At 38.4% G+C, this 26,684-nt stretch carries 19 protein-coding genes; 18 read left to right on the forward strand and 1 reads right to left on the reverse strand.

Annotated features, from left to right (window positions below; genetic code table 11):
• Positions 1–292 precede the first annotated feature (292 nt).
• The 12 genes from NST66_RS06495 (at position 293) to NST66_RS06550 (ending at position 17,965) form a co-directional block, all read left to right on the forward strand.
• The gene (locus NST66_RS06495) at positions 293–1,534 is read left to right on the forward strand and encodes an MFS transporter (RefSeq protein WP_028413935.1); all 1,242 of its coding nucleotides are present in this window, start codon (positions 293–295) and stop codon (positions 1,532–1,534) included.
• Positions 1,535–1,555: 21 nt separating this feature from the next.
• A complete protein-coding gene (locus NST66_RS06500) occupies positions 1,556–3,013 on the forward strand; it encodes a glycoside hydrolase family 32 protein (protein ID WP_186807938.1) in 1,458 nt (485 codons plus the stop codon).
• 273 nt (positions 3,014–3,286) lie between these two features.
• On the forward strand, positions 3,287–4,747 hold the full coding sequence (locus NST66_RS06505) for a protein adenylyltransferase SelO (RefSeq protein ID WP_154991512.1): 1,461 nt from the start codon (positions 3,287–3,289) through the stop codon (positions 4,745–4,747).
• Between the two features lie 590 nt (positions 4,748–5,337).
• The gene (locus NST66_RS06510) at positions 5,338–6,789 is read left to right on the forward strand and encodes a glycoside hydrolase family 68 protein (protein WP_028413932.1); all 1,452 of its coding nucleotides are present in this window, start codon (positions 5,338–5,340) and stop codon (positions 6,787–6,789) included.
• Between the two features lie 356 nt (positions 6,790–7,145).
• Positions 7,146–9,932: a sigma 54-interacting transcriptional regulator gene (locus NST66_RS06515; protein WP_340843208.1), complete on the forward strand. Its 2,787-nt coding sequence runs from the start codon at positions 7,146–7,148 to the stop codon at positions 9,930–9,932.
• Positions 9,933–10,186: 254 nt separating this feature from the next.
• Complete coding sequence (locus NST66_RS06520; RefSeq protein ID WP_033578518.1) at positions 10,187–10,627, forward strand: mannose/fructose/sorbose PTS transporter subunit IIA; 441 nt, start codon at positions 10,187–10,189, stop codon at positions 10,625–10,627.
• Positions 10,624–11,118, forward strand: coding sequence for a PTS system mannose/fructose/N-acetylgalactosamine-transporter subunit IIB (locus tag NST66_RS06525; protein WP_155008588.1), 495 nt, complete (start codon positions 10,624–10,626; stop codon positions 11,116–11,118). The genes NST66_RS06520 and NST66_RS06525 overlap by 4 nt, the downstream gene beginning before the upstream one ends.
• A gap of 12 nt (positions 11,119–11,130) precedes the next feature.
• Positions 11,131–11,937: a PTS mannose/fructose/sorbose transporter subunit IIC gene (locus tag NST66_RS06530; protein ID WP_013056297.1), complete on the forward strand. Its 807-nt coding sequence runs from the start codon at positions 11,131–11,133 to the stop codon at positions 11,935–11,937.
• A 26-nt stretch (positions 11,938–11,963) separates the two neighbouring features.
• A complete protein-coding gene (locus tag NST66_RS06535) occupies positions 11,964–12,791 on the forward strand; it encodes a mannose/fructose/sorbose PTS transporter subunit IID (RefSeq protein ID WP_013056298.1) in 828 nt (275 codons plus the stop codon).
• Between the two features lie 86 nt (positions 12,792–12,877).
• Entirely contained in the window at positions 12,878–16,456 is a 3,579-nt protein-coding gene (locus NST66_RS06540; RefSeq protein ID WP_155008587.1) for a GH32 C-terminal domain-containing protein, read from the forward strand.
• A 243-nt stretch (positions 16,457–16,699) separates the two neighbouring features.
• On the forward strand, positions 16,700–17,446 hold the full coding sequence (gene map, locus NST66_RS06545; protein WP_014460782.1) for a type I methionyl aminopeptidase: 747 nt from the start codon (positions 16,700–16,702) through the stop codon (positions 17,444–17,446).
• A 210-nt stretch (positions 17,447–17,656) separates the two neighbouring features.
• On the forward strand, positions 17,657–17,965 hold the full coding sequence (locus NST66_RS06550; RefSeq protein ID WP_028413927.1) for a DUF5634 family protein: 309 nt from the start codon (positions 17,657–17,659) through the stop codon (positions 17,963–17,965).
• An 868-nt stretch (positions 17,966–18,833) separates the two neighbouring features.
• Here NST66_RS06550 and NST66_RS06555 read toward each other — a convergent pair.
• A complete protein-coding gene (locus NST66_RS06555) occupies positions 18,834–19,307 on the reverse strand; it encodes a YbaK/EbsC family protein (protein ID WP_033579493.1) in 474 nt (157 codons plus the stop codon).
• A 315-nt stretch (positions 19,308–19,622) separates the two neighbouring features.
• On the opposite strand from NST66_RS06555, the gene NST66_RS06560 reads away from it, so the two are divergent.
• The 6 genes from NST66_RS06560 (at position 19,623) to hutG (ending at position 26,517) form a co-directional block, all read left to right on the forward strand.
• Positions 19,623–19,814, forward strand: a complete 192-nt coding sequence (locus tag NST66_RS06560) for a hypothetical protein (protein ID WP_033578521.1) — start codon at positions 19,623–19,625, stop codon at positions 19,812–19,814.
• A 37-nt stretch (positions 19,815–19,851) separates the two neighbouring features.
• Positions 19,852–20,676, forward strand: a complete 825-nt coding sequence (locus NST66_RS06565; protein WP_028413925.1) for an aldo/keto reductase — start codon at positions 19,852–19,854, stop codon at positions 20,674–20,676.
• Positions 20,677–21,030: 354 nt separating this feature from the next.
• The gene (gene hutH, locus NST66_RS06570; RefSeq protein ID WP_033578522.1) at positions 21,031–22,542 is read left to right on the forward strand and encodes a histidine ammonia-lyase; all 1,512 of its coding nucleotides are present in this window, start codon (positions 21,031–21,033) and stop codon (positions 22,540–22,542) included.
• A gap of 49 nt (positions 22,543–22,591) precedes the next feature.
• Positions 22,592–24,253, forward strand: coding sequence for a urocanate hydratase (gene hutU, locus NST66_RS06575; protein WP_049163815.1), 1,662 nt, complete (start codon positions 22,592–22,594; stop codon positions 24,251–24,253).
• Positions 24,254–24,269: 16 nt separating this feature from the next.
• A complete protein-coding gene (gene hutI / locus NST66_RS06580) occupies positions 24,270–25,559 on the forward strand; it encodes an imidazolonepropionase (RefSeq protein ID WP_033578524.1) in 1,290 nt (429 codons plus the stop codon).
• Positions 25,534–26,517: a formimidoylglutamase gene (hutG, locus tag NST66_RS06585; protein WP_033578525.1), complete on the forward strand. Its 984-nt coding sequence runs from the start codon at positions 25,534–25,536 to the stop codon at positions 26,515–26,517. Before hutI ends, hutG begins: the two co-directional genes overlap by 26 nt.
• Positions 26,518–26,684: the final 167 nt, after the last annotated feature.

Here is a 26,684-nt window from a genome sequence, read left to right on the forward strand (position 1 = left end):
TTATAGTATATATCTGCTGTGGAAAAGCCTTAAAATAAATACAATCAAGCGAGCAGCTTTCCAGTCGCTACGTTTTATTTTGATACATAAAAATCTATGTAAGGATTGTAAACGGTTTATTGAACAACTTAAACATACCACAAAGCCCACTTTTACGCCTAATACAAGCTTTTTGCAATATAAAATGTGAAACCGGTTGACATATGAAACCGGTTGACATAAAATCAAGTTGAAAGTGCTTTCATTTTGTTAGATAAAAGATTTTATATCTTAAGCTAAAGGGGTAACTAAAATGAAAAGTTCAAAAAGTTTATATTGGAAGCTGAGTGCATATTTTTTCTTCTTCTTTTTTACGTGGTCGTCGAGCTACTCTTTATTTTCTATCTGGTTAGGGCAAGAGATTAAGTTGAACGGATCAGCTACAGGCTTAATCTTTTCTGTAAACGCTATCTTTGCATTGTGTATGCAGCCTTTGTACGGATATATATCTGACAGGATAGGTTTAAAGAAGCACATTTTATTTTTTATTAGCTGTCTTTTAGTGTTTGTAGGACCATTTTATATTTTTGTTTATGGGCCCTTACTTCAATACAATGTGTTGATAGGAGCTATTATTGGAGGCTTATATTTAGGAGTAGCGTTTTTGGCGGGCATCGGAGCGATTGAAACATACATAGAGAAAGTCAGCCGAAAATATAAATTTGAGTACGGGAAATCTAGAATGTGGGGGTCATTAGGCTGGGCTGCAGCTACATTCTTTGCAGGACAACTATTTAACATTAATCCTCATATTAATTTTTGGGTGGCATCCGTTTCAGCGGTTATCCTAGTGGCTATTATTTTTTCTGTGAAGGTAGAAATGAGCAGCTATGAAATGGAAAAAGCTGAATCCGTCACGCTGAGAGATGTAGGTAATTTATTCTTATTGAAGGAATTTTGGTTTTTTATGATTTATGTTGTTGGCGTTACGTGCGTGTATGGGGTATACGATCAGCAATTTCCTATCTATTACGCATCTTTGTTTCCTACTGAATCGATAGGTAATCAAGTATTTGGCTACTTAAATTCGTTTCAAGTATTTTTAGAAGCCGGAATGATGTTCGCAGCACCGTTTATTGTAAATAAGATCGGTGCAAAAAATAGTTTGATTTTAGCAGGATTTCTAATGGGATTTCGTATTATTGGGTCAGGACTTGTGGTTGGTCCAATTGGAATATCTTCGATGAAGCTTATTCATGCATTAGAACTTCCTATTATGCTCATTGCCATCTTTAAATATTTGGCAGCTAACTTTGACACGCGCCTATCTTCTATCCTTTATTTGGTTGGATTCCAATTCGCTTCACAAATAGGTGCTTCAGTTCTTTCACCCATAGCGGGAGGATTATATGATAGCGTAGGCTTTTCCCGTACCTATTTAATTATGGGAGGTATGGTTTTGGTATTTAACGTTATTTCCATGTTTACACTACTAAACTCTAAAAAACATAAGTTTATAAGAAAAGATGTACAAGAAAACACGCAGATTATATAGGGGGATATGATGATGTTAACGATAAATAAAATCGAGCAAGCTCAACGTTCATTAAATGAAGCAGAGAAAAAGGTAAATCATCAATATCGGTTAGGGTATCATATTATGGCGCCAGCGAACTGGATTAATGATCCGAATGGGTTGGTTCAGTATAAAGGAGGATATCATGTTTTTTATCAACATCATCCTTATGACGAGAATTGGGGACCGATGCATTGGGGACATGTCAAAAGCAAAGATCTTGTTCATTGGCAGCATTTACCGATTGCTTTAGCTCCTGGAGATACATTTGATAAAGATGGATGTTTTTCTGGAAGTGCCGTGGATAACGAAGGAGAGCTTACGCTAATTTATACAGGACATAATTATATAGACAAAGAGCTGGATACTTTTTTTCAAAACCAAAATATAGCTGTTAGTAAAGACGGCATTACCTTTGAAAAAGCAGAGGTCAACCCAGTTATTGCGGAGCCGCCAGCAGATAGTTCTCATCATTTTCGAGACCCTAAAGTATGGAAGCACGAGGATTTCTGGTATATGATTCTAGGAAACTCAACAAAGAAACAAGAGGGACGCGTTATTTTATACCGGTCTTCAAATTTACGAAAATGGGAATATGTTGGCGTCCTTGCTAAAAGCGATGGAGATCTAGGATATATGTGGGAGTGTCCGGACTTCTTTGAGTTAGACGGAAAGCATGTGTTAATGATTTCTCCTCAAGGGATAGAAGCAAAAGGTGATTCCTATCACAACCTTTTCCAAACGGGATATTTAGTTGGAGAGTATAGTTATGAAACCAATACTTTTCATCATGGGTCATTTATTGAATTAGATCACGGCCACGATTTTTATGCTGTTCAAACGCTTTTAGATGATAAAGGAAGACGAATTGCAATCGGGTGGATGGACATGTGGGAAGCTAATATGCCAACGAAAGAGGATGGATGGTGCGGTGCGCTAACGCTTCCGAGAGAACTAACTTTAAGAGAGGATAAAGTGTTAATGAACCCCGTCCAAGAGCTGACATCACTTCGGAAAACTCAATATAATATGCTAACCAATAAAGCTCTTTCTGAAAGCTATGTAGTAGAAGTAAATGAAGATTTGCTAGAGATACAAGCTGTATTTGATTTAGCGGACTGCCAAGCTTCATCAGTAGGAATAAAAATTTGTGGAATAAACAATGATGAAACGCTTATGTGTTATAACCTTAATGAGCAAAAGCTAGTGCTTGACTGTACTCACTCGGGAAAAGAAGATGGAGTGAGGAAAGTAGCGTTGCAAGCAGGTGAGACACTAGCTTTACGAATATTTGTGGATCGTTCTTCCATCGAAGTATTTGCAAACGAAGGACAAGCTACCATGACAAGCCGCATTTATCCAAAAGAAAGCAGGCTTGGAATTGAGTTATTTACTGAAGGAGGAGACGTAATCGTAAAAGAGTTAACGTATTGGAATTTAAAAGATATTTGGGGGTAAAATACAGAGGAAGAAGTATATTAATACTTCTTCTTTTTTGAGCATTTAATAGCTCGTCAACAAAGTGGCGGTATATAAATGGATAAGGCACTTTAGATTAAAAGTACGAGCAAATACGATATAATAGTAAAAGAGATAATGAATGAAAGAGAAACTGTCCTGCTCTAAGATGCCCAAAAGAAAGCAGGATAGAGCAGGGCTGCTGCACTTATAAAACCACGATCAGTAAAGAAAAGAGTTATGTTTTAAGACACAAGAAGAAAAGGAGATACGATGACTAATCAAAAAGAAACAGGATGGAATTTACGTAATAGCTATGCGGAGTTACCAAACATTTTTTTTACGCCTCTTGATCCTAATCCAGTGAGTTCACCTAAAATAGTCAAATTTAACGACTCTTTAGCCGCATCTTTAGGGTTACAAAAAGAACAGCTGCAAAGCCAAGAAGGAGTTAGCATTTTGGCTGGAAACAGTGTTCCAAAAGGTGCTTTCCCACTTGCACAGGCTTATGCAGGACATCAATTTGGCCACTTTAACATGCTAGGAGACGGACGGGCTATGCTGATAGGGGAGCAAGTTACGCCTTCGGGTGAACGAGTGGATCTTCAGCTTAAAGGCTCAGGCCGAACTCCGTATTCCCGGGGTGGAGACGGTCGTGCAGCTCTGGGACCTATGCTGCGTGAGTATATGATTAGTGAGGCGATGCAGGCCCTTGGTGTTCCGACTACTCGGAGCCTGGCAGTCGTAACAACAGGCGAATCCATTGTTCGCGAAAAAGAACTGCCGGGGGCGATTTTGACGCGTGTAGCTTCCAGTCACCTTCGTTTTGGCACATTTCAATTTGCTGCAAAATGGGGAACAGTCGAAAACCTTCAAGCTTTAGCTGACTATGCATTAGAACGTCACTTTTCCCACATAGAAAAGAATGAAAAAAAATATTTATCATTGCTTCAAGAAGTGATTAAGCGTCACGCTACCCTAGTTGCTAAATGGCAGCTTATTGGTTTTATTCATGGCGTCATGAATACGGATAATATGACAATTAGCGGAGAAACAATTGATTATGGGCCATGTGCATTTATGGATACCTATGATCCAGAAACTGTATTTAGTTCAATTGATGTACAAGGGCGCTATGCATATCAAAATCAACCAGGCATTACAGGGTGGAATCTTGCGAGGTTTGCTGAAGCTTTATTACCTCTGTTGGATCAAGATATAGAAAAAGCAGTTGAAATAGCACAAAACGCCGTGACGGAATTTCCAAAATTCTATCGAGAAAACTGGCTGGCGGGTATGCAGGCTAAACTTGGACTTTTTAACGAAGAAAAAGAAGATGAAGCATTATTCCAAGAGCTTCTTACCATGATGAAAACCTATAAAGCTGACTATACAAATACATTTCGTGCATTAACTTTCAATAAGCTAGGAAAGAGTGACCTGTTTGAAAGCGAAGAATTTGCACAGTGGCAGGAGTTATGGCAGAAAAGACTAGGCAGACAAAAACAATCTAAAGCAGAGTCGGAAGAGCTTATGAAACATAACAATCCCGCTGTCATTCCTCGAAATCACCGAGTAGAAGCAGCGCTAGATGCAGCACAAAAAGGAGACTACAGCGTTATGGAAAATCTTCTAGAAGTGCTTTCTAGCCCATATGAATCGCCGGATCAGTTAGAGTATTGTACACCGTCTGCTCCGTCTAATCAGCCTTATCAAACGTACTGCGGCACTTGATTTATTTAGATAAGAACAGCTATTTAAAGACAGCATAAATGAAATCAAAAAGAGCTCTTTATAAAGAGCTCTTTTTGATTTCCTGAAAAATGTATGATTGATTAATTGAAATGATAGCGATTCCTTGGGAAGAGCTGCATAAAATTTAACAGTATAAAAGAATCAAAATAAAAAGAGATTACCTAATTCTTTTGTCTCTTATTATTACCAGTAGAAACTATTATATAATAAATTATTCCACTATTTCACAAAAAATACATTAACGATATTTTCTTGAAGCTTGGGTACTTTAACAGCTGTAGAAAAGCTTATAAAAGAATAGTAGGTTAAATATGATGATGAATTTGCCGATTTAATTAAAAAGTTAAAGATTTAAGACTTTATAACTAAATTAAAAAAACAAAGGGATAAAAAAGGGTATGATCACTCCATTTTACCTATTTGACTTTTCAATATTATGCAAGTAATCTTGGAAAGGTAATGGAACCGGTTCTGTTATTTCACCAGATGGATATGACTTCTCGATACATAGAAAATGGATCACTTGTGAGTAACACAAGAAAAAGTATGATACAAAAGGGAGAAAACAGATGAACATTAAGAAAATCGCAAAGCGAACAACAGCATTATCTTTTGCTGCAGCTATGTTAGTAGGTGCTGGATCTCAAACATGGGCAGCTGAAAGCAATCATAAAGATACAAATAATAATTATAGAGTTTCTCATATTACACGTGATAACATGCTGAAAATTCCTCAGCAGCAAAAAAGCGAACAGTTTAAAGTTCCAGCTTTTGATAAAGCAACAATCAAAAATATTGCCTCTGCAAAAGGGTATGATAAATCGGGTAATTTAATTGACTTAGACGTATGGGACAGCTGGCCTCTGCAAAATGCTGACGGAACAGTAGCCAACTACCATGGTTACCAAGTTGTATTTGCGCTAGCAGGCAATCCTAAAGATGCGGATGATACATCTATTTATGTGTTTTATAAAAAAATAGGTGAAGAGTCGATTGACAGTTGGAAAAATGCAGGAAGAGTGTTCAAAGACAGTGATAAATTTGTACCGAATGACCCTCATTTGAAAAAACAAACACAAGAATGGTCAGGATCTGCTACTTTAACATCAGACGGAAAAGTACGCTTATTCTATACTAATTTTTCAGGTGCAAACTATGGAAAACAAACTTTAACAACAGCTCAAGTAAATGTATCTCAGCCAAGTGCAGATACGTTAAAAATTGAAGGTGTTGAAGATCATAAATCCATTTTTGATGGTGATGGTAAAAAATATCAAAATATTCAGCAGTTTATCGACGAAGGCGCATATGGTTCAGAAGATAATCATACGTTGAGAGATCCTCACTATGTAGAAGATAAAGGGCATAAATACCTTGTGTTTGAAGCAAACACAGGAACTGAAGATGGTTATCAAGGGGAGGATTCTCTTTACAATCGAGCTTACTACGGTGGAAACAATCCATTTTTCCAATCAGAAAAAGAGAAATTACTGCAGAGTTCTAATAAAAAGAAAGCCTCTTTAGCAAACGGCGCATTAGGCATTGTAGAACTAAATAACGACTATACCTTAAAAAAAGTAATGGATCCACTGATTACCTCAAACACGGTAACAGATGAAATTGAACGCGCAAATGTATTCAAGAAAGATGGAAAATGGTACTTATTCACAGATTCTCGCGGGTCTAAAATGACCATTGATGGTATCGGCCAAGATGACGTATATATGCTAGGATACGTATCAAATACGCTGACAGGAAAATACAAACCGCTAAATGATACAGGACTTGTTTTACATATGAACCTCGATCCTAATGACAAAACGTTCACGTATTCACATTTTGCAGTTCCACAAGTTAAAGGAGACAATGTCGTGATTACAAGTTACATGACAAACAGAGGCTTCTATTCAGAGGAACACTCTACGTTTGCTCCTAGCTTCTTGTTAAGTATTAAAGGATCAAAAACAGCTGTTGTGAAAAATAGTATTTTACAACAAGGACAATTAACTGCAGATAAATAATTTTTAAAAACGAAAGAGAATGGCGACAACTGCTGCTGTTTTCTTTCGTTTTATTATGTAAGCAAAAATATGCTGTAACTGCAGTGCTAAGTAAAATGAAAAAGTAGTATATACAGATTCACAGTTATTCAAAGAAAATGAAACATTCAGACAGACTATAACTTTAAGAATGAAACCGGTTGACATGCAAGGTTGACTAACTTAATATATTTACATATAATGGCTTGAAACGCTTTCATAGATTAGTATGACATGATGGTACTTATAGGTGAAATAACTTGTAGTAGTAGGGAATGTCTCATTTCTTTGAAAGAGAAACTTCCGATCGTGAACTGAAAATAAAGAAGGTGCTTCTAATGAAACGAATTGATAAGGTATACAATCAGCTGTTGAGTAATTTTCAGGAGTTTACAGAAGTGGAACTTTTACATAAACAAGGAAGCTCAGCGATTGAAATTGCTGAACAATTAGATTTAGAGAGATCTAATGTAAGTCTTGAACTGAACAAACTTGTCCGCATGCAAAAAGTAATTAAAATTAAAATGTTCCCCGTTCGCTACGCTCCGCTAGAGATTGTCGAAACCATTTTTCGTCAAAAGTGGGATACGAATAAGATGGAAGTGGAAAAACTAGAGCAGCTATCTAATGGGGGAAAAGAAGAAGCACTTTCTGCTAATCCTTTTGAATTAATGATTGGAGCCACAGGCAGTTTGAAAAAATCGATTTCTCAAGCAAAAGCTGCTGTTCTTTACCCGCCCAATGGGTTACATATGCTGCTATTAGGTCCCACGGGATCAGGCAAATCTCTTTTTGCAAAACGAATCTATCAATTTGCTATATATTCAGAGAGGTTAAAAACAGGGGCCCCGTTCATTACCTTTAACTGCGCTGATTATTACCATAATCCTCAATTACTTCTTTCTCAGTTATTTGGTCATAAGCAAGGGAGTTTCACTGGAGCAACTGAAAGTAAAGTAGGTTTAGTAGAACAAGCAAATGAAGGCATTCTCTTTATGGATGAAATACACCGGCTTCCTCCTGAAGGTCAAGAAATGCTTTTTTACCTCATTGATCAAGGTACGTACAATCGTCTAGGGGAAACAGATCATAAGCGAATGTCTAAAGTATTAATTATTTGTGCTACAACTGAAAATCCCGGTTCAGCCTTACTGCAAACTTTCTTAAGAAGAATTCCGATGACTATCCATATTCCGTCATTAGAAGAGCGATCTCTCAAAGAAAAGATTCGTCTCACAACGTTTCTTTTAGAACAAGAAGCTAAACGAATTAATAAAAAGCTAAGTGTCCACATTGATGTATTAAATGCTTTAATCCACACTGAAAAATTCGGGAATGTAGGGCAGTTAAAGTCCAATGTACAGCTCGTGTGCGCACACGGATTTTTAAATAACCTTGATAGTAAACATATGGTGGAACTTACAGTGAGAGATTTGCCTGATGATATTAAACGAGATTGGATTTCAAATAGTAAAAATATGGAGCGCAGCAGAAAAATTTCTGAATATGTAAATCTCAAAACGATCATTTCTCCGGCTATGGAGAGCCAAGAAATAAAAATAGAGGAAGACGTATCGTTTAATTTATATCAGTTAATAGAAGAAAAAGTAGATGTTTTAACAAAAGAAGGTTTATCTCAAGAAGACATCAATCAATATATTCTTACCGACATTCATTTGAATGTTCGGAGCTTTTTTAATCAAAAAAATGGCCAGAGTTCTAATTTAATGAAATTCGTAGAAGACGACGTAATTCAGCTTACAAAAGAATTAAAACATTTAGCAGAAAAAGAATTGAACTGTAAATTTGATCGCAGATTTATTCATTTTTTGAGTATGCATATGGAATCCTTTTTAAAGCGAAAAAAACAAGTAGACGTATTAAATACAAAGGAGATAGATGAAATTCGCGAAACGTATCCAAAAGAATATGCGGTAGCCCTGCTTTTTAAAAATCGAATCGAAAAGTGGTTTAACATCAGCGTGCCAGAAATAGAAGTTATTTATCTCACAATGGTTATTCAATCAATTCGAACGTTAAAAGAAAATAAACGAGTAGGAATTATAGTTGCTGCCCATGGAAACAGCACGGCAACTTCTATGGTAGAAGTGGCTACGGAGCTTTTAGGAAGTACTCCTATTATAGCTATTGATGTGCCTTTGACGGTATCTCCAGTCGAAATTGTAGATAGATTAATCCAGGGAATTAAGAAAGTAGATGAAGGAGAAGGCGTATTAATGCTTGTAGACATGGGCTCGCTTGCCATGTTAGAAAGCAAGTTAGAACAAAAAACAGGGACTAAGATTAAAACAATCAGCAACGTGACGACGTCTATGGTGTTAGACACCGTTAGAAAAGTAAATTATTTAGACTTAAATTTATATGCCATATTTGATTCGGTGCAAAAAGACTTTATGGAATTTATAGATAAGCAGCAGCATGTGTTTGGGAAAAAGAAAGCCCTTGTTTCTATTTGTACAACAGGAAGCGGTACAGCAAAACAATTAGAAAAAATCTTAACGATTATTTCACGGAAAGTATCTCAAGAGCCTATTAAAATTCTAACCGTTTCTTCTATTAAATTAGCAGCAAACATTCGGGAAATTCAAAAAGAATATGAAATTGTCGCAACAGCAGGTACCAAAAACCCTAAGATTGATGCGCCTCATGTATCACTAGAAGTCCTTATTGAAGGGCAGGGAGAGCGAATACTTCAACAGGCAATTACAAAAGAAACGATACGCTATGATGAGGAGAAGACTGAAGGGAATATTGTAGTGCGTGAACTTTGCGAAGAAAACTTGCGAAAGTACCTTCTATTTATTAATCCGTATCTCATAAGTGAAATTCTGTTAGAGTGGTTAAGTCACGTACAAGATGAGTTAGAAATGGAATTAAGCAACACCGTTATGATTCGAATTGTGATGCATACAGCCTTTGCTTTAGAAAGAATGATAAAAAACGAACCCCTTGCTTTTCCGGAGGATGAAGAAATCACTCATCAGTTAGAAAGTATTTATCAAAAAACGGAAAAAACATTACAAGCCGTCGAAAAAAAGCTTAAACTTACCTTAACAAGAGATGAAAAATTATTTATTGCCACCATTTTTGCGGATGAAATGTAAAAATCATATGATAATCCCAAGAAACTAGTTTAATTTATATGCCGCTAGTTTCTTTTTTTATCCCATTTTTTAAATAACAGAAAAACCTGTATTAAAACGCATGACGTTTTGATACAGGTTTGTTTATTTTAAGGAACCTGTATCAACAACATAGAAAAAGGTATTGAAAAATAAATGAAAGCGCTTAATACTCTTTGTTGGCACGATACTTGCAATAAATAAGTGTAGAACGTAAAAGAGAGGAGCAAGTGTACATGATTTCAGTCATTATTAGTGGGCATGGTGATTTCGCACCAGCATTAGAGGGGGCTTCCAAAATGATATTTGGTGAAGAGAATCACGTAGTAGCCGTACCTTTTCTAAAAGGAGAGGGTATCCAAACGCTTGAAGCAAAATATAAGCAAGCATTAGAGGAGATGCCCTTAGAAAATGAAGTGCTTTTTCTAGTCGATATTTTTGGAGGTACACCTTACAATGCGGCTACTCCATATATCCTTAAAAACAAAACAGCGGATATGGTATCCGGAGTTAACTTGCCTATGTTATTAGAAGTGTTAGCCATGAGGGAACACGTTACATTAAAAGAGATGCTAGGGAGATTAAAGCAAGTGAATGAAGAAAGTTTTCAAGTGTGCAGTGAACATTTGGAGAAAGTCCAGCAAGCAAACCAAATCGGAGAGGATGGATTATTATGAAAATCGTTTTAGCAAGAATTGATGACCGCTTTATTCACGGGCAGGTATTAACAAGATGGATCAAAACAAATGCAGCAGATCGAATTATCATTGTTTCAGATGAGGTGGCAGCGGATGAAATGCGAAAAACGCTTATTCTTTCTGTGGCTCCTTCGAATATAAAAGCAAGTGCTGTCTCAATTTCTAAAATGACAAAAGCATTTCACAGCCCTCGTTATCAGGATACAACAGCCATGCTGCTGTTTGAAAGTCCCGCAGATATTGTTGCTCTTGTTCAAGCTGGAGTGCCTATTGAGACAGTAAACGTAGGCGGCATGCGTTTTGCTAATGACCGAAAACAAATCACCAAATCTGTAAGCGTTACCGAAAAAGATATCGATGCTTTTGAGAAACTGCAGGAACTAGGCGTAAAGCTTGAGCTGCGCCAATTACCTTCAGATTCTAGCGAAAATTTTATTCAACTACTGAGAAATGAAACAAAAATCAAATAAGGAGATGAGTTTATGTCTTCCATACAAATTATTTTATTATTAGTCATTGCAGCGGTAACTGGCATCGCAAGCGTATTGGACGAAGGGCAATCCCATCGTCCTCTCATTGCCTGCACATTAGTAGGCTTGGTGCTTGGAGATTTAAAAACGGGCATTATTTTAGGCGGAACGCTGGAATTAATGGCTCTTGGATGGATGAATGTTGGATTGGCGATGGCACCTGATACGGCTATTGCTTCTGTTATTTCAACTATTTTGGTTATCACAGCTGGTCAGGGGATTGGTGAAGGCATTGCGGTAGCTATAGCTTTAGCAGCTGCAGGGCAAGTACTCACCATTTTTGTTCGTACCATCACAGTATTTTTAATTCATCGAGCTGATAAGTACGCGGAAGAAGGGAACTTTAAAGGAATTGAAATTATGCATATTACTGCTATGGGTTTTCAGGCTCTCCGCGTTATGATTCCAACGTTAATTGTTACATTAATCAGCGTAAGCGCCGTGCAAACTTTCCTCGGAAATATTCCGGAAGTTATTACAAAAGGTCTGCAAATTGGGGGAGGCATTATCGTGGTCGTAGGATATGCCATGGTTATCAATATGATGAACATTCCTCATTTAAAGCCCTTTTTCTATATCGGGTTCTTATTAGCGGCATTTACAGGGTTTAACCTGGTAGGATTTGGGGCGTTAGGTCTTTGTTTAGCCCTTCTTTATCAGCAAGTAATGCAGCAGCGAAATCAAATGCAGCCGGCAGGCGTTCCCGCAGCTACAGGGAGCGAACAAGTATATGACGACGATGATGATTTAGATGCCTAAACGGCGAACTTAAGGGAGGGATAGAGATGGAAAATGAAAAAAGATTAACGAAAAAAGACATCTTTAGCATGTTTATTCGCTCGAATTTTTTACTCGGTTCATTTAACTTTGAGCGTGTTCAGGCAATGGGCTACTGTTACGTGATGATTCCAGCAATTAAACGTTTATACGGACCAGGGGCACAGCGAAATGCAGCACTAAAGCGTCATTTAGAATGGTTCAATACACATCCGTGGATTTCTGCACCTATATTCGGCGTCACGGCAGCAATGGAAGAAGAAATGGCAAACAAAAAAGATTTTGATGAAAAAGCCATCAGCGGAATGAAAATTGGATTAATGGGACCGCTTGCTGGCGTAGGAGACCCTATTTTCTGGGGAACGCTGCGACCAGTCCTCGCAGCACTAGGCGCATCTCTTGCGTTAGGCGGGAATATTGCCGGGCCACTGCTGTTTTTCATCTTAATTAATGCCATTCGATTAAGTACAAAATATTATGGATTAAAATATGGTTATTTAAAAGGAACAGAAATTTTAAAAGATTTAGTAGGCAATCGAATTCAAAAACTGACGGAAGGTGCATCCATTTTAGGACTGTTTGTAATGGGAGCATTGGTTTCGAAATGGACCACTATTAATATACCAGTGGTTGTTTCTAGGATCAAAGATGATTCTGGTAAAGTTGTCGTGAAAACCGTGCAAGACGTACTCGACAGTATTTTACCGGGACTGCTTCCTTTAGCGCTAACTTTATTAGTAGCATGGATGCTTCGAAAAGGTACAAATCCGCTGCTTATTATTTTCGGTATTTTCTTAATCGGTATAGGAGGTTATTGGATCGGCTTTTTAGGCTGATAAATAAGAGGAGTCATCTATTCTTCTAGCATCCGCTGGTGAACATGTTTTGCATAGCCAGTATGCCAATAAAGGAGGAAAGAAAGATGAAAAGAACCGTCAAAAAGTTATTGATGATTGGAGTCGCTTGTTCCATAAGTATGTTTTCTGTATACCCTGTATTAGCTGATAATACAGGGTATTATCAAGAAAAATACCGGAATCAATTTCATTTTTCTCCAGAAGCGAACTGGATGAACGATCCAAATGGAATGGTCTATTATAACGGGGAGTACCACCTTTTTTATCAGTATTATCCTTACGGTACCACCTGGGGACCTATGCACTGGGGGCATGCAGTTAGTACAGACTTAGTGAAATGGAAACACCTTCCGATTGCTCTTTCGCCAGATGAGAACGGAGAGATCTTTTCAGGAAGTGCCGTTATCGATTGGAATAATACCGCAGGATTTGGAAAAGAAGCGATGGTAGCTATCTTTACGCACTCAGGCAGTAAAGGGCAGGTGCAAAGTCTAGCATACAGCACGGACAGCGGAAGAACATGGACCAAATATGAAGGAAATCCTGTTATGCCAAATCCCCCAGTTCCTGACTGGCGGGATCCAAAAGTGTTTTGGCACGAGCAAACCAAGCAGTGGATGATGTCTTTAGCTGCTAAAGATAAAATTATGTTTTATACATCACCTGACTTGAAAAATTGGAAATACGCAAGTGAGTTTGGACCTGATGGAGGCATCCAAGCAAACGGTCAAAGCGGTGCCTACTCATATACTTTGTCTGAACAAAAAGGTCAATCTTTTACTCTAGAGGGAGAAATTATGCTTGTAGAAAAGAATGGACGCGAAGGTGCAGGAGGCCTTGTTTTTCGTTCTAATAAAGATGCAACAAACGCATATACCGTCAATTTAGATGCTGAAAAGAACCTCTTAACACTTAACAAAGTAGAGAAAGGAAGCGTAACGACCGTTGTTTCAAAGCCAATGAGGCTGGATACGTCACAAGCGTATCACGTGAAAGTAGAAGCAAACAGTCACCACTTTAAGATACTGCTAAATGGAAAACAGGTTTTAGAAGGCAGTGATGCATCTTTTGAAAACGGTCAGTTTGGACTAACAGCATGGAATTCCACAGCTGTCTTTCGTCATGTTAAATTTACGAATCAATCTAATTTCATAACCAATCTATCTAACTGGAAATCTATTACGGGAACGTGGAATGATACTGCTGCTGGAAAAATCGGTAAATCTAACAGCGACGGATATATTATGAGTGAAGAACAGGGAGATCAGTTCATTTACGAGTCAAATATGACATTTTTAGATGAAAACCATGGTTCAGGTGCGCTACTTTTCCGAGCAGACGCGGAAGCCAAAAACGGATATATAGCTAGCGTAGATGCTTCTAAGGATACAATCAAACTAGTAAAACTTCAAAATGGCATTTCAACTGTCCTTGCTGAAACAAACGAAAAAATTGATACGAGCAAATCACATCAAGTAAAAGTAACTGCATCGGGAAATGAACTTGATTTGCATATAGACGATAACTTCACCCTTACTGCAAAAGATGAAACTTTTTCAAAAGGATTGTTTGGACTACATGTTAATCAATCTTCAGTCCGGTTTCAAGACGTTAACATGACAAAGTTTATTGATACAGATGAAAAAGAAATTAAAAATAAAAGTTTTGAAACAGGAGATCTCACCGGCTGGAAAACGATAAAGGGAAATGCATTCACAAACGATCATGTAACGGATGCAACCGCAAATTGGAGCGGTCTTTTTGAACAAAAAGGAAAGTATCATTTATGGGGTTTTTCTGATAAGCAAGATGGCGATAATGCCACTGGAGAATTACATTCGTCTTATTTTAAATTGAGCGGTTCAGGTGAAATTAATTTGTTAATGGGAGGCGGAAACGACCCCACAAACCGCTATGTAGCCTTAGTCCGGGCATCCGACGATAAAGAATTGATTCGTCAAGCGAATACAAAGTTTGCAGATGAAAAGTACCAGCGCTACGTATGGGATGCTTCTAAGTATATAGGAGAAGTACTGTACATTAAAGCCGTTGATCAAGCTGTAGGCGGATGGGGGCATATTAATCTAGATGATGTAAATGTATTTAATACAGAAAAAATGCCGGAGAAAGTAGACAGTGTAGCAAAAGAACCAGAGGAAGCTAAACAAAGAGAAGGCGGAGAGCTTTCAGATTGGAACACAGTGTCAGGAGAATGGGTGAATTCAACTCACGGAAGCAACGGAGGCATTTGGGAGTGTCCTACTTTACTTCAACTGCCGGTTGATGGAGACAGCACAAAGAAAAAATGGGTGCTGCAAGTCAGCATCAATGATGGAGCGGCAGCTGGAGGTTCAGGTATGCAGTACTTTGTTGGTGATTTTGACGGAAAAACATTTAAAAATGAAAACCCGCCAGAGGAAGTGCTTTGGACAGATTATGGTGCCGACTTTTATGCCGCTGTAGATTGGAGCGGAGTTGAAGGAGATAACGGAGAAAAGTATTGGCTAGGCTGGATGAGCAACTGGCAATATGCCAACAATACCCCAACTACTACTTGGAGAAGCTCTATGTCAATCCCAAGAAAAATAGAACTCACCAACACAGCAAAAGGGCTTCGTTTAAAACAAATACCTGTTTCAATTGATTCAATTCGCAATAAGCAAGAAAAAAAGGTGTTGAAGAATCTGATGGTTACTGAAAACAAAAATCTTCTTTCAGGCATACAGGAAAACAAATATGAAATCATTGCAGAATTCGATGTTTCAAATACAGATGCACAAGAATTTGGTTTTCAAATTCAAAAAGAAGGCAGCGAAAATACAAAAGTCAGCTATAACATAAACAAGCAGCAATTATCTGTTGATCGAACACACTCTGGAAGTTTTAATTTTGGTAAAAATGTGAAAGGCAAACACTCTGCTCCCATGCTTCCAAAAGAGGGAAAGATTAAGCTCCATATGTTTGTAGACCATTCGTCTGTAGAAGTATTTGGCAATGACGGCACTGCAGTAATAACAGACCAGCTCTTTCCGACGCTTTCAAGTAATAAAATAAAGCTTTACAGCAAAGGAGGCGCTGTAAAATTAAATTCTCTTAAGATGTATCCGTTAAAATCTATTTGGAATAAAAGTCCTGTTGATACAAACTTATCTGGATGGAAGAATATTAGCGGACTATGGGCCGATACGATTAACGGAAAACAAGGACGAAGCAAAGAAGATTCCTTTACCTTATCATCAAAAGAAGCAAAAAATTTCACATATGAAGCAAAGATAAAGGTGTTAGACGATTCTGTTTCAAATTCTACAGGAGCAGGAGCGCTAGTATTCCGTTCGGATGAACAGGCAAACAATGCTTATGCTGCGAATGTAGATGTGCTGAATAATCAAATAAAGCTCATTGCGTTTAGAGACGGAATAGGCAAGGATCTCATTATTTACGATGATGGGGGAAAGCTGGATTTAAAGACAAATACGGATTACCATCTAAAAGTGACGGCTGAAGGAGAACACATTCAAGTTTATCTCGATGATAAGCCGGTGATCGATACGATGGACCCTACCTTTTCAGAAGGTTATGCTGGGCTGAATGTGTGGAATTCTACTAGTTTGTTTAATGAAGTGAAATTTGAAACAGTGGATTAAGGAATTGTGAAAGCTGCCGCTTACTAAGGCAGCTTTTATATAACATAAAAAAGTATGCTGCGGTGAAGTAGCATGCTTTTTTGAATTTCATAGGTTAATGAAGAGGATTTTTACATATGATAAATATCTTACTAGTCTAATTAATCGTACATTTTAGTTCTTAAAAGGTCTTTTGAAAAATCCTCATAAAAATATGATAAAATCGGATAGGATATATATTTCGAGGAAGGAAAGTGTTTTTTTATGATTATTGGTAACGAACAGGATTTAGAAAGTTTACGCAAAATTGGACGTATCGTTGCACTTGCGCGCGAAGAAATGAAAAAACAAGCAAAAGCAGGTATGACAACAAAAGAGCTTGATATGATCGGTAAAAAAATATTAGATGAACACGGTGCTATTTCTGCACCTGAAAAAGAATATAATTTCCCAGGTGTAACGTGCATTAGTGTCAACGAAGAAGTGGCTCACGGTATTCCGGGAGACCGCGTATTAAAAGATGGCGATTTAGTAAATGTGGATGTATCCGCAGTACTTGATGGCTATTATTCGGATACGGGTATTTCATTTGTTATTGGACAAGACGAAGAAAAAGAAAAGCTGTGTCAAGCTGCAGTAGATGCATTTTGGGCAGCTATGAAAAAAGTAAAAGCTGGTTCAAAACAAAATCAAATTGGTCGTGCTGTTTCTAACTTTGCACACCAAAACGGATATGCTGTTATTGAAAACTTAACGGGTCATGGTGTTGGCCGCAGCTTGCATGACGCTCCTAACCACATTTTAAACTATTATGATCCAATGGATAAAGCCCTCTTGAAAAAAGGTCTTGTTATTGCTGTAGAGCCGTTTATCTCTATGAAGGCTGATCATATCATTGAACGCGGAGACGACGGCTGGACGTTTGTTACACCTGATAATAGTCTTGTAGCACAATGTGAACATACGATTGTTGTAACAAACGGTGAACCGATTATTTTAACTGAACTATAATCAAGTTTCTCTGTAGATTTCGGTAACAAAAAAGCTACTTCACTTAGCAATGTTTTTTCGTTGCATTATAGTGAGGTAGCTTTTTTATTACTATGTAATGAATGACTATTATATTGACTTGCTTTGTTCATACAACGTTTGAAAGATAGTGTAATTGAATATGCTCAAGGGAATGCTAAGTATAAATCGAAATGAAAAGGGGTATGAAATGTGGAATATGTAGGAAGAGAAGCGATTGTAAGTGAACTGACTCATCATATGGATGACATTTTAAACAAATATAACCTTCAAGGCGTCTCCGTATATGAAGAGGAAGGAGAAGGTAATCACTATTATCTTGGCTACACAGTAAAAAAGAATGATCATGTGTTTATGGTTAACAGACCTTATCTAAAAGATAAAGACGGGAAATTAGCAGTCGAAAAGCAAGAATGGACTCTTCAAGGTAACGAAGGAGAAACAAACGGATATACTTCACTTGAAGATGCATTTCAAAAAATTGATGAAACCATACATTAAATAATTTTTTGAATTTCAAGTTCAGATTTTTTCTTTGAATGCGTGAATCTGAACAGTAGAGCGCTAATGGCTGTCGTGCTTCTTTCACCTATACTATCTAACTTTTCTTTGCTATAAAGTCTAGAAAATTACATGTAATAAAAAATTGTTTTTTTTAGGTTTTACTATATAAATACGGGGTACACATATAGTACAGCAGCTATCATGCAAATGGTTGTTGTGAAAGGTTAAATACTTAGCGTTTGAAGGGACTGATTAGTTTTGAAAGGCTTAACAGCGACTTCAGCAAATGTATTACCGCAAATTGAAAGTAGATATCCGTATCTCACGCAAGGCACTTTGGTTATGAACCGATATACGTAACGAAAGGGCCTGACTAGGCAAACAAAGGAAAGACTGAATCAACGAGAAGAAGCCTGCATCTAAACATGTAGGCTTCTTCTTTTTTACAGATGAAACTAAGACGATGAATGAGTACATAACAGGTATACATTAAGAAGATTCAGATTCAGTCCATTTTTCGTGCGCGTTTTTCTTGAAAAAAGGTCATAAGTTGAAGATACTGTATATAACTATGTAAAAGAATTTTTGAATACAAAATAGTAAATCTGCTTGAGGTGAAAATGATGAGAAAAGCAAATAAAAGTGAATTTCTGTGGAATACGTTAGACGGCTGGCTTTTTATCCCTAGGAACATTCCTTTACTATTTCTTTTTGTATTTCTCTTAGGGGTTTCTTACCTAGGTTGGGTTAAGCTGTTTCATAAATTCGTTTAGGTACGCCAATGAGCTGAAACAAAAAACTGTTTCAGCTTATTGGCGTACTGATTGATTTATTTTATGTATATCTGTACCTTAATTTACCTAAGTTATTCATTCCATCCTTTGCACACATTAACCCATTTTAAGCATTTCGAAAATTCTTCTAGTTCGGGTATTGTTAATTCAATTGCACTATTTCCACTTCCACAGGCAGGGAAAACGGTAACAAAACGTTTCAGAGATTCATCTAGATACACGTGAACACCTTCATTAACGGCAAATGGGCATACTCCGCCTACGGCATGACCAATCAGCGTTTCTACTTCACTTGCTCCAAGCATTTTTGCTTTGGTTCCGAACTCTTCTTTATATTTTCGATTATCAATTTTCGCATCTCCTGCTGCCACAATTAATAGAACGGTTCCTTCTGCGTTAAAAGAAAGACTTTTTGCGATCCGTTGCGGCTCACATTTTAAAGCTTGCGCTGCCAGTTCTACAGTAGCACTGGACTCATCCATTTCAATAATTCGATTCTCCATGCCATATTGTTTAAAATATGCTTTTACTCTTTCAATCGCCATTTTTATATCCATTCCTTTCGTTAACTCTTGCAAATATGTATGATTGCCTTACAGAGGATGTACAGTTTCTCTTTGAAATAAAAAATTCTTATTATTTTGTATATACGGAAATTATACACAACTTCTCAGTTAAAAGCACATATTCGTTTTAATTAAAAAAGTTACGTAGGTAAAGTATTTTTAGCTGATTGAAGCAGGATTACGGAACCCTTTGACGAATGTAACTATGTCGGCTGCGAAAACATAGGCATTAGAACAAAAGATAAATGATGAAATTGAAAAGGCGCAAATGTTCTAGTGAAATGAGGAGAAGGAATGCCAAATTTACACACTATCGTCAGTTTCTTTAGCAGTACATGTATGGCAACGATGAGTATGATTTATTTGTTTTCCCTTGTACCGCGGGCATGGTCTTTTAAATTTCGATTTGGAGCCATGATTGTAGGAATCCCAGTCGGCATTATAATGGGCCAGGTTGCTATGCTGATCGGCTGGCACCATCATTAAAACTTTGAACTTTTTAACAAAAAAGGAGACATGTAAAATGAATATTGTCACATTAAACAACGGCTTAAAAATGCCTCAGCTTGGATTTGGCGTATGGCAAGTAGAAGATAACAAAGCAGCAGCTGCAGTGTCAAAAGCAATTGAAGTTGGATATACCTCTATCGACACAGCTATGATTTATAAAAATGAAGAAGGAGTAGGTCAAGCGATTAAAGAATCTTCTGTTCCTCGGGAAGAGCTGTTTATTACAACAAAAGTTTGGAACAGCGACCAAGGCTATGAAAATGCACTACGTGCGTTTGATGAAAGCCTAGAACGATTAGGACTTGATTATGTGGATTTATATTTGATTCACTGGCCTACTCCTCAATATGATGAGTATGTGGAGACGTATAAAGCATTAGAAAAGCTTTATCACGATGGCAAAGTAAAAGCAATTGGCGTCTGCAACTTTGAAATTGAGCATTTGGAGCGCTTGTTAAATGAATGTGACGTAACGCCTGTTTTAAACCAAATTGAGTGCCATCCGTATCTTGCTCAAAATGAATTAAAAGAGTTTTGCGCCAAACATAATATTTTCGTGGAAGCATGGAGCCCTCTTGATCAAGGAGGAGAAGTGTTACAAGACGAGGTTATTCAAAAAATTGCTGAAGTACATAGCAAAACTCCGGCTCAAGTTGTATTGCGCTGGCACTTACAGAACAACACAATTGTCATTCCTAAGTCAGTTACACCGTCTAGAATAGAAGAAAACTTTAACGTGTTTGATTTTGAACTTACTGCTGATGATATGGCAGAGATTAATGGATTAAACAGCAACCGCCGCAAAGGTCCGCACCCAAGCGACATGAACGTCCGATAACGTTTAAAAAATAAAATTGTGCAGCCGTGAATCATCGCTGCTATAAGAAATAACGATTTTATTTCAGATTATTTAAAATTTTCTTAAATAATAATTGACAAATGATTAATTCAGCGTAATACTTAGTGTAGGTACCCTAGTTGCTTTAAGTTGTACAGCTTAAAGTGTATAGTGATTTAGTCATTTAGCGATTGTATGTATAAGTGAAATACTGATTATTAATAAAAGCCCATAGTGTAAGTAGGTTAGTTTATAGGGGGCTATATCAAAAGGAGCTTGTTTCCTCTTTGATATAGCCCCTTTTTGTGTTCAAAAAGAAAAGGCAGTCTACAGTTTAACAAGGGAGCGGGTATGATGTTTATTCAAATTGATGGAAATTCACTGACGTTCGACCAAATTTACAAAGTTATTTACCAAGGATACTCCGTGAAAATTAGCGATCACGCAGTTGAACATATACAAAAAAGCAGAACGTTAGTTGAAGAGAGCATTACGAACAACAACGTAATTTACGGAGTGAATACGGGATTTGGAAAGTTTAGTGATACGGTTATTTCAAAAACAGACTTAGCTGATCTGCAGATTAACCTGATTCGCAGTCATGCCTGCGGACTAGGAGAGCCATTTTCGTTAGAAGTAAGCAGAGTCATGCTGCTTTTACGAGCGAACGCATTAGCTAAAGGGTATTCCGGAATACGACTGGAAACCTTGCAGCTTCTTATCGATTGCTTAAACCAAAACGTAGTACCGGTTATCCCGAGTCAAGGTTCGCTTGGAGCTAGCGGTGACTTAGCCCCGTTATCACATCTAGCGCTGCTGCTAGTTGGAGAAGGAGAAGCTGTATATAATGGTCAGCGAATGCAAGGAGAAGATGCTTTAAAGCTAGCAGGGCTTGAACCTATACAATTACAGGCAAAAGAAGGGCTAGCTTTAATCAACGGCACTCAGGCAATGACGGCTGTAGGAGTAGTTTCGTACCTTGAAGCTCAAAAGCTCGCTGATCTTGCTGACGGAATTGCAGCACTGACATTAGAAGGTCTGCAAGGTATTGTAGAAGCATTCATGCCTGAGTCACATGCAGTAAGACCTTACCCGGAACAACAGCAGGTAGCTGCCCGAATTCTTTCGTACTTAGAAGGCAGTCAATTAACTACTTCTCAAGGTCAAATAAGAGTGCAAGATGCTTATTCACTGCGCTGCATTCCTCAAGTTCATGGTGCTATTTATCAAGTTTTAAATTATGTAAAAGAAAAGCTGTTAATTGAGATTAATTCAGCAACTGATAACCCGCTCATCTTTGCTGACAGCGGCAAAGTAATTTCTGGAGGGAATTTTCACGGGCAGCCCATTGCGTTTGCTATGGATTTTCTAGGAATTGCAATGGCGGAGCTTGGGAATATTTCTGAACGGCGCATTGAACGAATAGTAAACCCTCAGCTTAGCGGGCTGCCCGCATTTTTAAGTGCAGATCCAGGTCTAGAGTCCGGGCTCATGATTACTCAATACGCTGCGGCTTCATTAGTTTCCGAAAATAAAGTATTAGCGCATCCATCAAGTGTTGATTCTATCCCATCTTCAGCGAATCAAGAAGACCATGTCAGCATGGGAACGACTGCTGCACGTCATGCTTATCAAATTATCCAAAATACAAGAAGAGTTCTATCAATCGAAGCAATTTGTGCGGCTCAAGCAGCCGATATTCAAGGAGTGGATAAACTTGCTTCAGAAACAAGAAAAATGTATTCAAGAATTAGAAAAACCGTACCAACCATTATGAAAGATCGAATTTTCTCACGTGATATTGAGGCGTTAGCAGCTGATTTCAAAACTTTTGTGCAAGATACGAATTATGAACTAGCACTGTAATAAAAAGTTAGTTTAACAGTTTTTCATTTTTATAGAGGAGGAAAACGAAATGGAGACAAAACAAAGTGGAATAAAAGCACCTCGTGGAACAGAACTAACGACAAAAGGCTGGGTACAAGAAGCCGCTCTTCGCATGCTTCTAAACAATTTAGATTCCGAAGTAGCAGAGCATCCGGAAAAGTTAGTCGTATACGGAGGGATCGGAAAAGCAGCCCGTAACTGGGAGGCGTTCGATCGTATTGTAGATACGTTAAAAGAATTAGAAGAAGATGAAACGCTTCTCATACAGTCCGGCAAGCCGGTTGCGGTTTTTAAAACGCACAGTGATGCGCCGCGTGTTTTATTAGCAAATTCAAATCTTGTTCCTGCTTTTGCGAATTGGGAGACGTTCCATGAGCTCGATAAAAAAGGGTTAATGATGTACGGGCAAATGACTGCAGGAAGCTGGATTTATATCGGAAGCCAAGGCATTGTTCAAGGAACGTATGAAACATTTGCTGAGTGTGCCAACCAGCATTTTAACGGAACTTTGAAAGGAACCATTACGTTAACAGCTGGATTAGGAGGAATGGGAGGTGCACAACCACTAGCCGTTACGATGGCAGGCGGCGTTGTCATTGGAATTGATGTTGATCGCACGCGTGTTGAAAAACGTATCGAAACAAAGTATTGCGATACGGTAGTCGAAAGTGTAGCTGATGCAATCAAGTTAGCTGAAGATGCAAAAAGATTGGGCAAAGCGCTGTCCATTGGATTAGTTGGAAATGCAGCCGAGATTCTTCCTGAAATGATAAAGCGAGGATTTATCCCAGATATTGTGACAGATCAAACATCGGCACATGATCCGCTTAACGGATATTTGCCGATTGGAGTCAGCTTAGCAGAAGGAGAAAAATTGCGGAATACAAATCCAAATGAATATATAAAACAATCAAAAGCAAGTATGGCTATTCACGTTCAAGCTATGTTAGAGATGCAAAGAAAAGGCGCGGTTGCTTTTGACTATGGCAATAATATTCGCCAAGTGGCGCTCGATGAAGGTGTCGCGAATGCATTTGATTTCCCGGGATTTGTCCCAGCGTACATCCGTCCGCAGTTCTGTGAAGGAAAAGGACCGTTCAGGTGGGTCGCTTTGTCAGGAAACCCAGAAGATATTTATAAAACAGATGAAGTCATTTTACGTGAGTTTTCGGATAATACGCATCTTTGCAACTGGATTAAAATGGCGAGAGAAAAAATTGAATTTCAAGGGTTGCCGGCTCGTATCTGCTGGCTAGGCTACGGAGAAAGAGCGCGCTTCGGAAAAATTATTAATGACATGGTAGCAAACGGAGAGCTGTCAGCGCCTATCGTTATTGGCAGAGATCATCTAGATGCCGGTTCTGTGGCTTCGCCAAATCGTGAAACTGAAGCAATGAAAGATGGCAGTGATGCAGTAGCAGACTGGCCTATTTTAAATGCATTAGTCAATACGGCAGCAGGCGCAAGCTGGGTATCCGTTCACCACGGAGGAGGAGTAGGTATGGGGTATTCTCTGCACGCTGGAATGGTTGTAGTAGCAGACGGGACGGAAGATGCCGCCAAACGTCTAGAACGTGTTTTAACAACAGACCCTGGCATGGGTGTTGTTCGTCATGTAGACGCCGGCTATGATAAGGCCATTCAAACTGCAAAAGAAAAAGGGATACAAATTCCTGCGTTACATGAATAAAAAAGGAGGGATACGTATGACTATTACGTATATCAAATGCGCTGAACAAGTCATTACGGTTAAAGGCGGAAGTAAGCCTAGACGAGAGGAAGAAATGTCAGCTCTAGGAATCATTGAAAATGGCAGCGTACTCGTGAAAAATGGAAGAATTGTATTTGTTGGACCTGACGTCAAAGCGCAGGAATACCTTGAGCATATCCATGAACCTATTAATATAATTGATGCCGAAGGAAAAATCGTAACGCCTGGGTTAATTGATCCCCACACTCACCTTGTGTTTGGAGGCAGTCGTGAAAAAGAATTAGAAATGCGCTTAAACGGGGCAAAGTATATTGATATTTTAAAAGCGGGAGGAGGAATTTTACAAACAACCGTTAGTACACGACAAGCAACAGAAGAGGAGCTAATCAAGCAATCTACAAAACGTTTAAATAAATTTCTGCAGTACGGAGTTACAACTGTCGAAGCCAAAAGCGGGTACGGTTTAAATCTTAAAGATGAAATCAAACAATTAAAAGTAGCGAAGAAACTGAATGAACAGCATCCAGTAGATGTTGTTTCAACCTTTATGGGAGCTCATGCGGTGCCGGTTGAGTACAAAGGGAATGAAGATGCGTTTGTTCAACACGTTATTGAAGAAATGATACCAATTGTTGCAAAAGAAGAGCTAGCGGAGTTTTGTGATGTATTTTGTGAAGAAGGTGTGTTTACAGTTGAACAGTCAGAGCGTATTTTACAAGCTGGAAAAGCATACGGACTAAAACCTAAAATCCACGCCGATGAAATTGTGTCTTTTGGCGGGGCAGAATTAGCGGCTAAAGTGGGAGCTGTGTCTGCGGATCATTTATTAAAAGCATCGGATCAAGGAATTAAGCAAATGGCTGAAAGCGGAGTTATAGCCGTTCTATTGCCGGGTACTGCATTCTTTTTAATGGAAGAGCCGGCGCGTGCTAGAAAAATGATCGAAGCAGGGGTACCGGTTGCTTTGTCTACAGATCGAAACCCAGGGTCTTCTCCTACGGAATCGCTGCCGTTTATTATGAATTTAGCTTGTTTAACGATGAAAATGACGCCAGCAGAAGTTTTAACAGCCTGTACGATCAACGCGGCTCATGCCATTGGCAAAGGGGATCAAATCGGAAGTATTGAAGTAGGTAAAAAAGCCGATTTAGTGCTATTTGATGCGCCCAATTACCAAACGCTGCAGTATAACTATGCCGTAAATCTTGTAGACACGGTATTAAAAGATGGGAAAGTTGTGGTTGAAGGCGGTGTTTTACATGAACTATCCGTACCCACAGCTTGATCGACCGCCTTTTTGCTGGCAGCGTCAAAGTACTTCTGACCCAAAAGTAAGTGATTGGATTCAGACAGTTGAAGATGGGTGCAAAGTCGACTTTACATCGATAGATATTACGGTTTTGGGCGTGCCTCTTTCAAGATCCTCCATTAGCGCTTCTGGAGCCAGTGAGACGCCAATGGCCATGAGGAAACTCTGGAAATCCTTTAATCCGTATCATATTGAGTATGATACGGATTTGACTTCCTTGTCAGTGTTGGATTTAGGTGACGTCAAACAGCACGTAACGGATATAGAGAAGTCTCATCAGTATATAAAAGAAGCGATGATGTCTATGCGGAAATGTCATCCGCATGCGCTGCCTGTTATGCTCGGAGGAGACCACTCCATTACAGCTATGTTAGTAAAAGGATGGAAAGAGTCACATCCCGAACAGAAAATAGGAATTTTACAGTTTGATACGCACTTTGACTTACGAAGCTTAGAAGACAATGGCCCTTCTAACGGAACACCCATACGAAATTTAATTGAAAGCAACACAATTGATGCAACTCATGTATGGAATATTGGGCTTCACGGGTTTTACAACTCAAAATCGTTAAAGGAATATGCGGATAGCAAAGGCGTTCATTATGTAACGCTACTGCAAGCAAGAAAAGCGGGAGTAACTCATACGGTGAAAGAAGTACTAAAACAGCTGAGCAAAGAAGTAGACATGATCTATTTAACCGTTGATATGGACGTGTTAGATATTGCTTACGCACCTGGAGTTCCAGCAGGAACCACAGGGGGAATGAGAACGGAGGAATTGTTTGAAGCGGTATACACGGCTGGGAGTCATCCGCTTGTTCAAGCAATGGATATCGTTTGTCTAGATCCGCTGCGTGATGTAAGAGAAATAACTGTAAAAGCAGGCGTACATGTATTTTTGAATTTTTTAACGGGAGTTGTAAACAGAAAGTAAGGGAGTATACTTCCTTGCTTTTTTTATCGTTAAATAGCTGCTTACATAGGATTAATAAACTTTTTTTTAGAGCGAGATAACATAACTTTAGAAGTGTGTATGGATTTTAGTAAATATATTTTTACTAAAATAAACTATTTATATTGTTTTTATTTAAAATTAGTAAT

It is taken from the genome of Priestia sp. FSL W8-0524, from assembly GCF_038005965.1.
Classification (GTDB): domain Bacteria; phylum Bacillota; class Bacilli; order Bacillales; family Bacillaceae_H; genus Priestia; species Priestia zanthoxyli.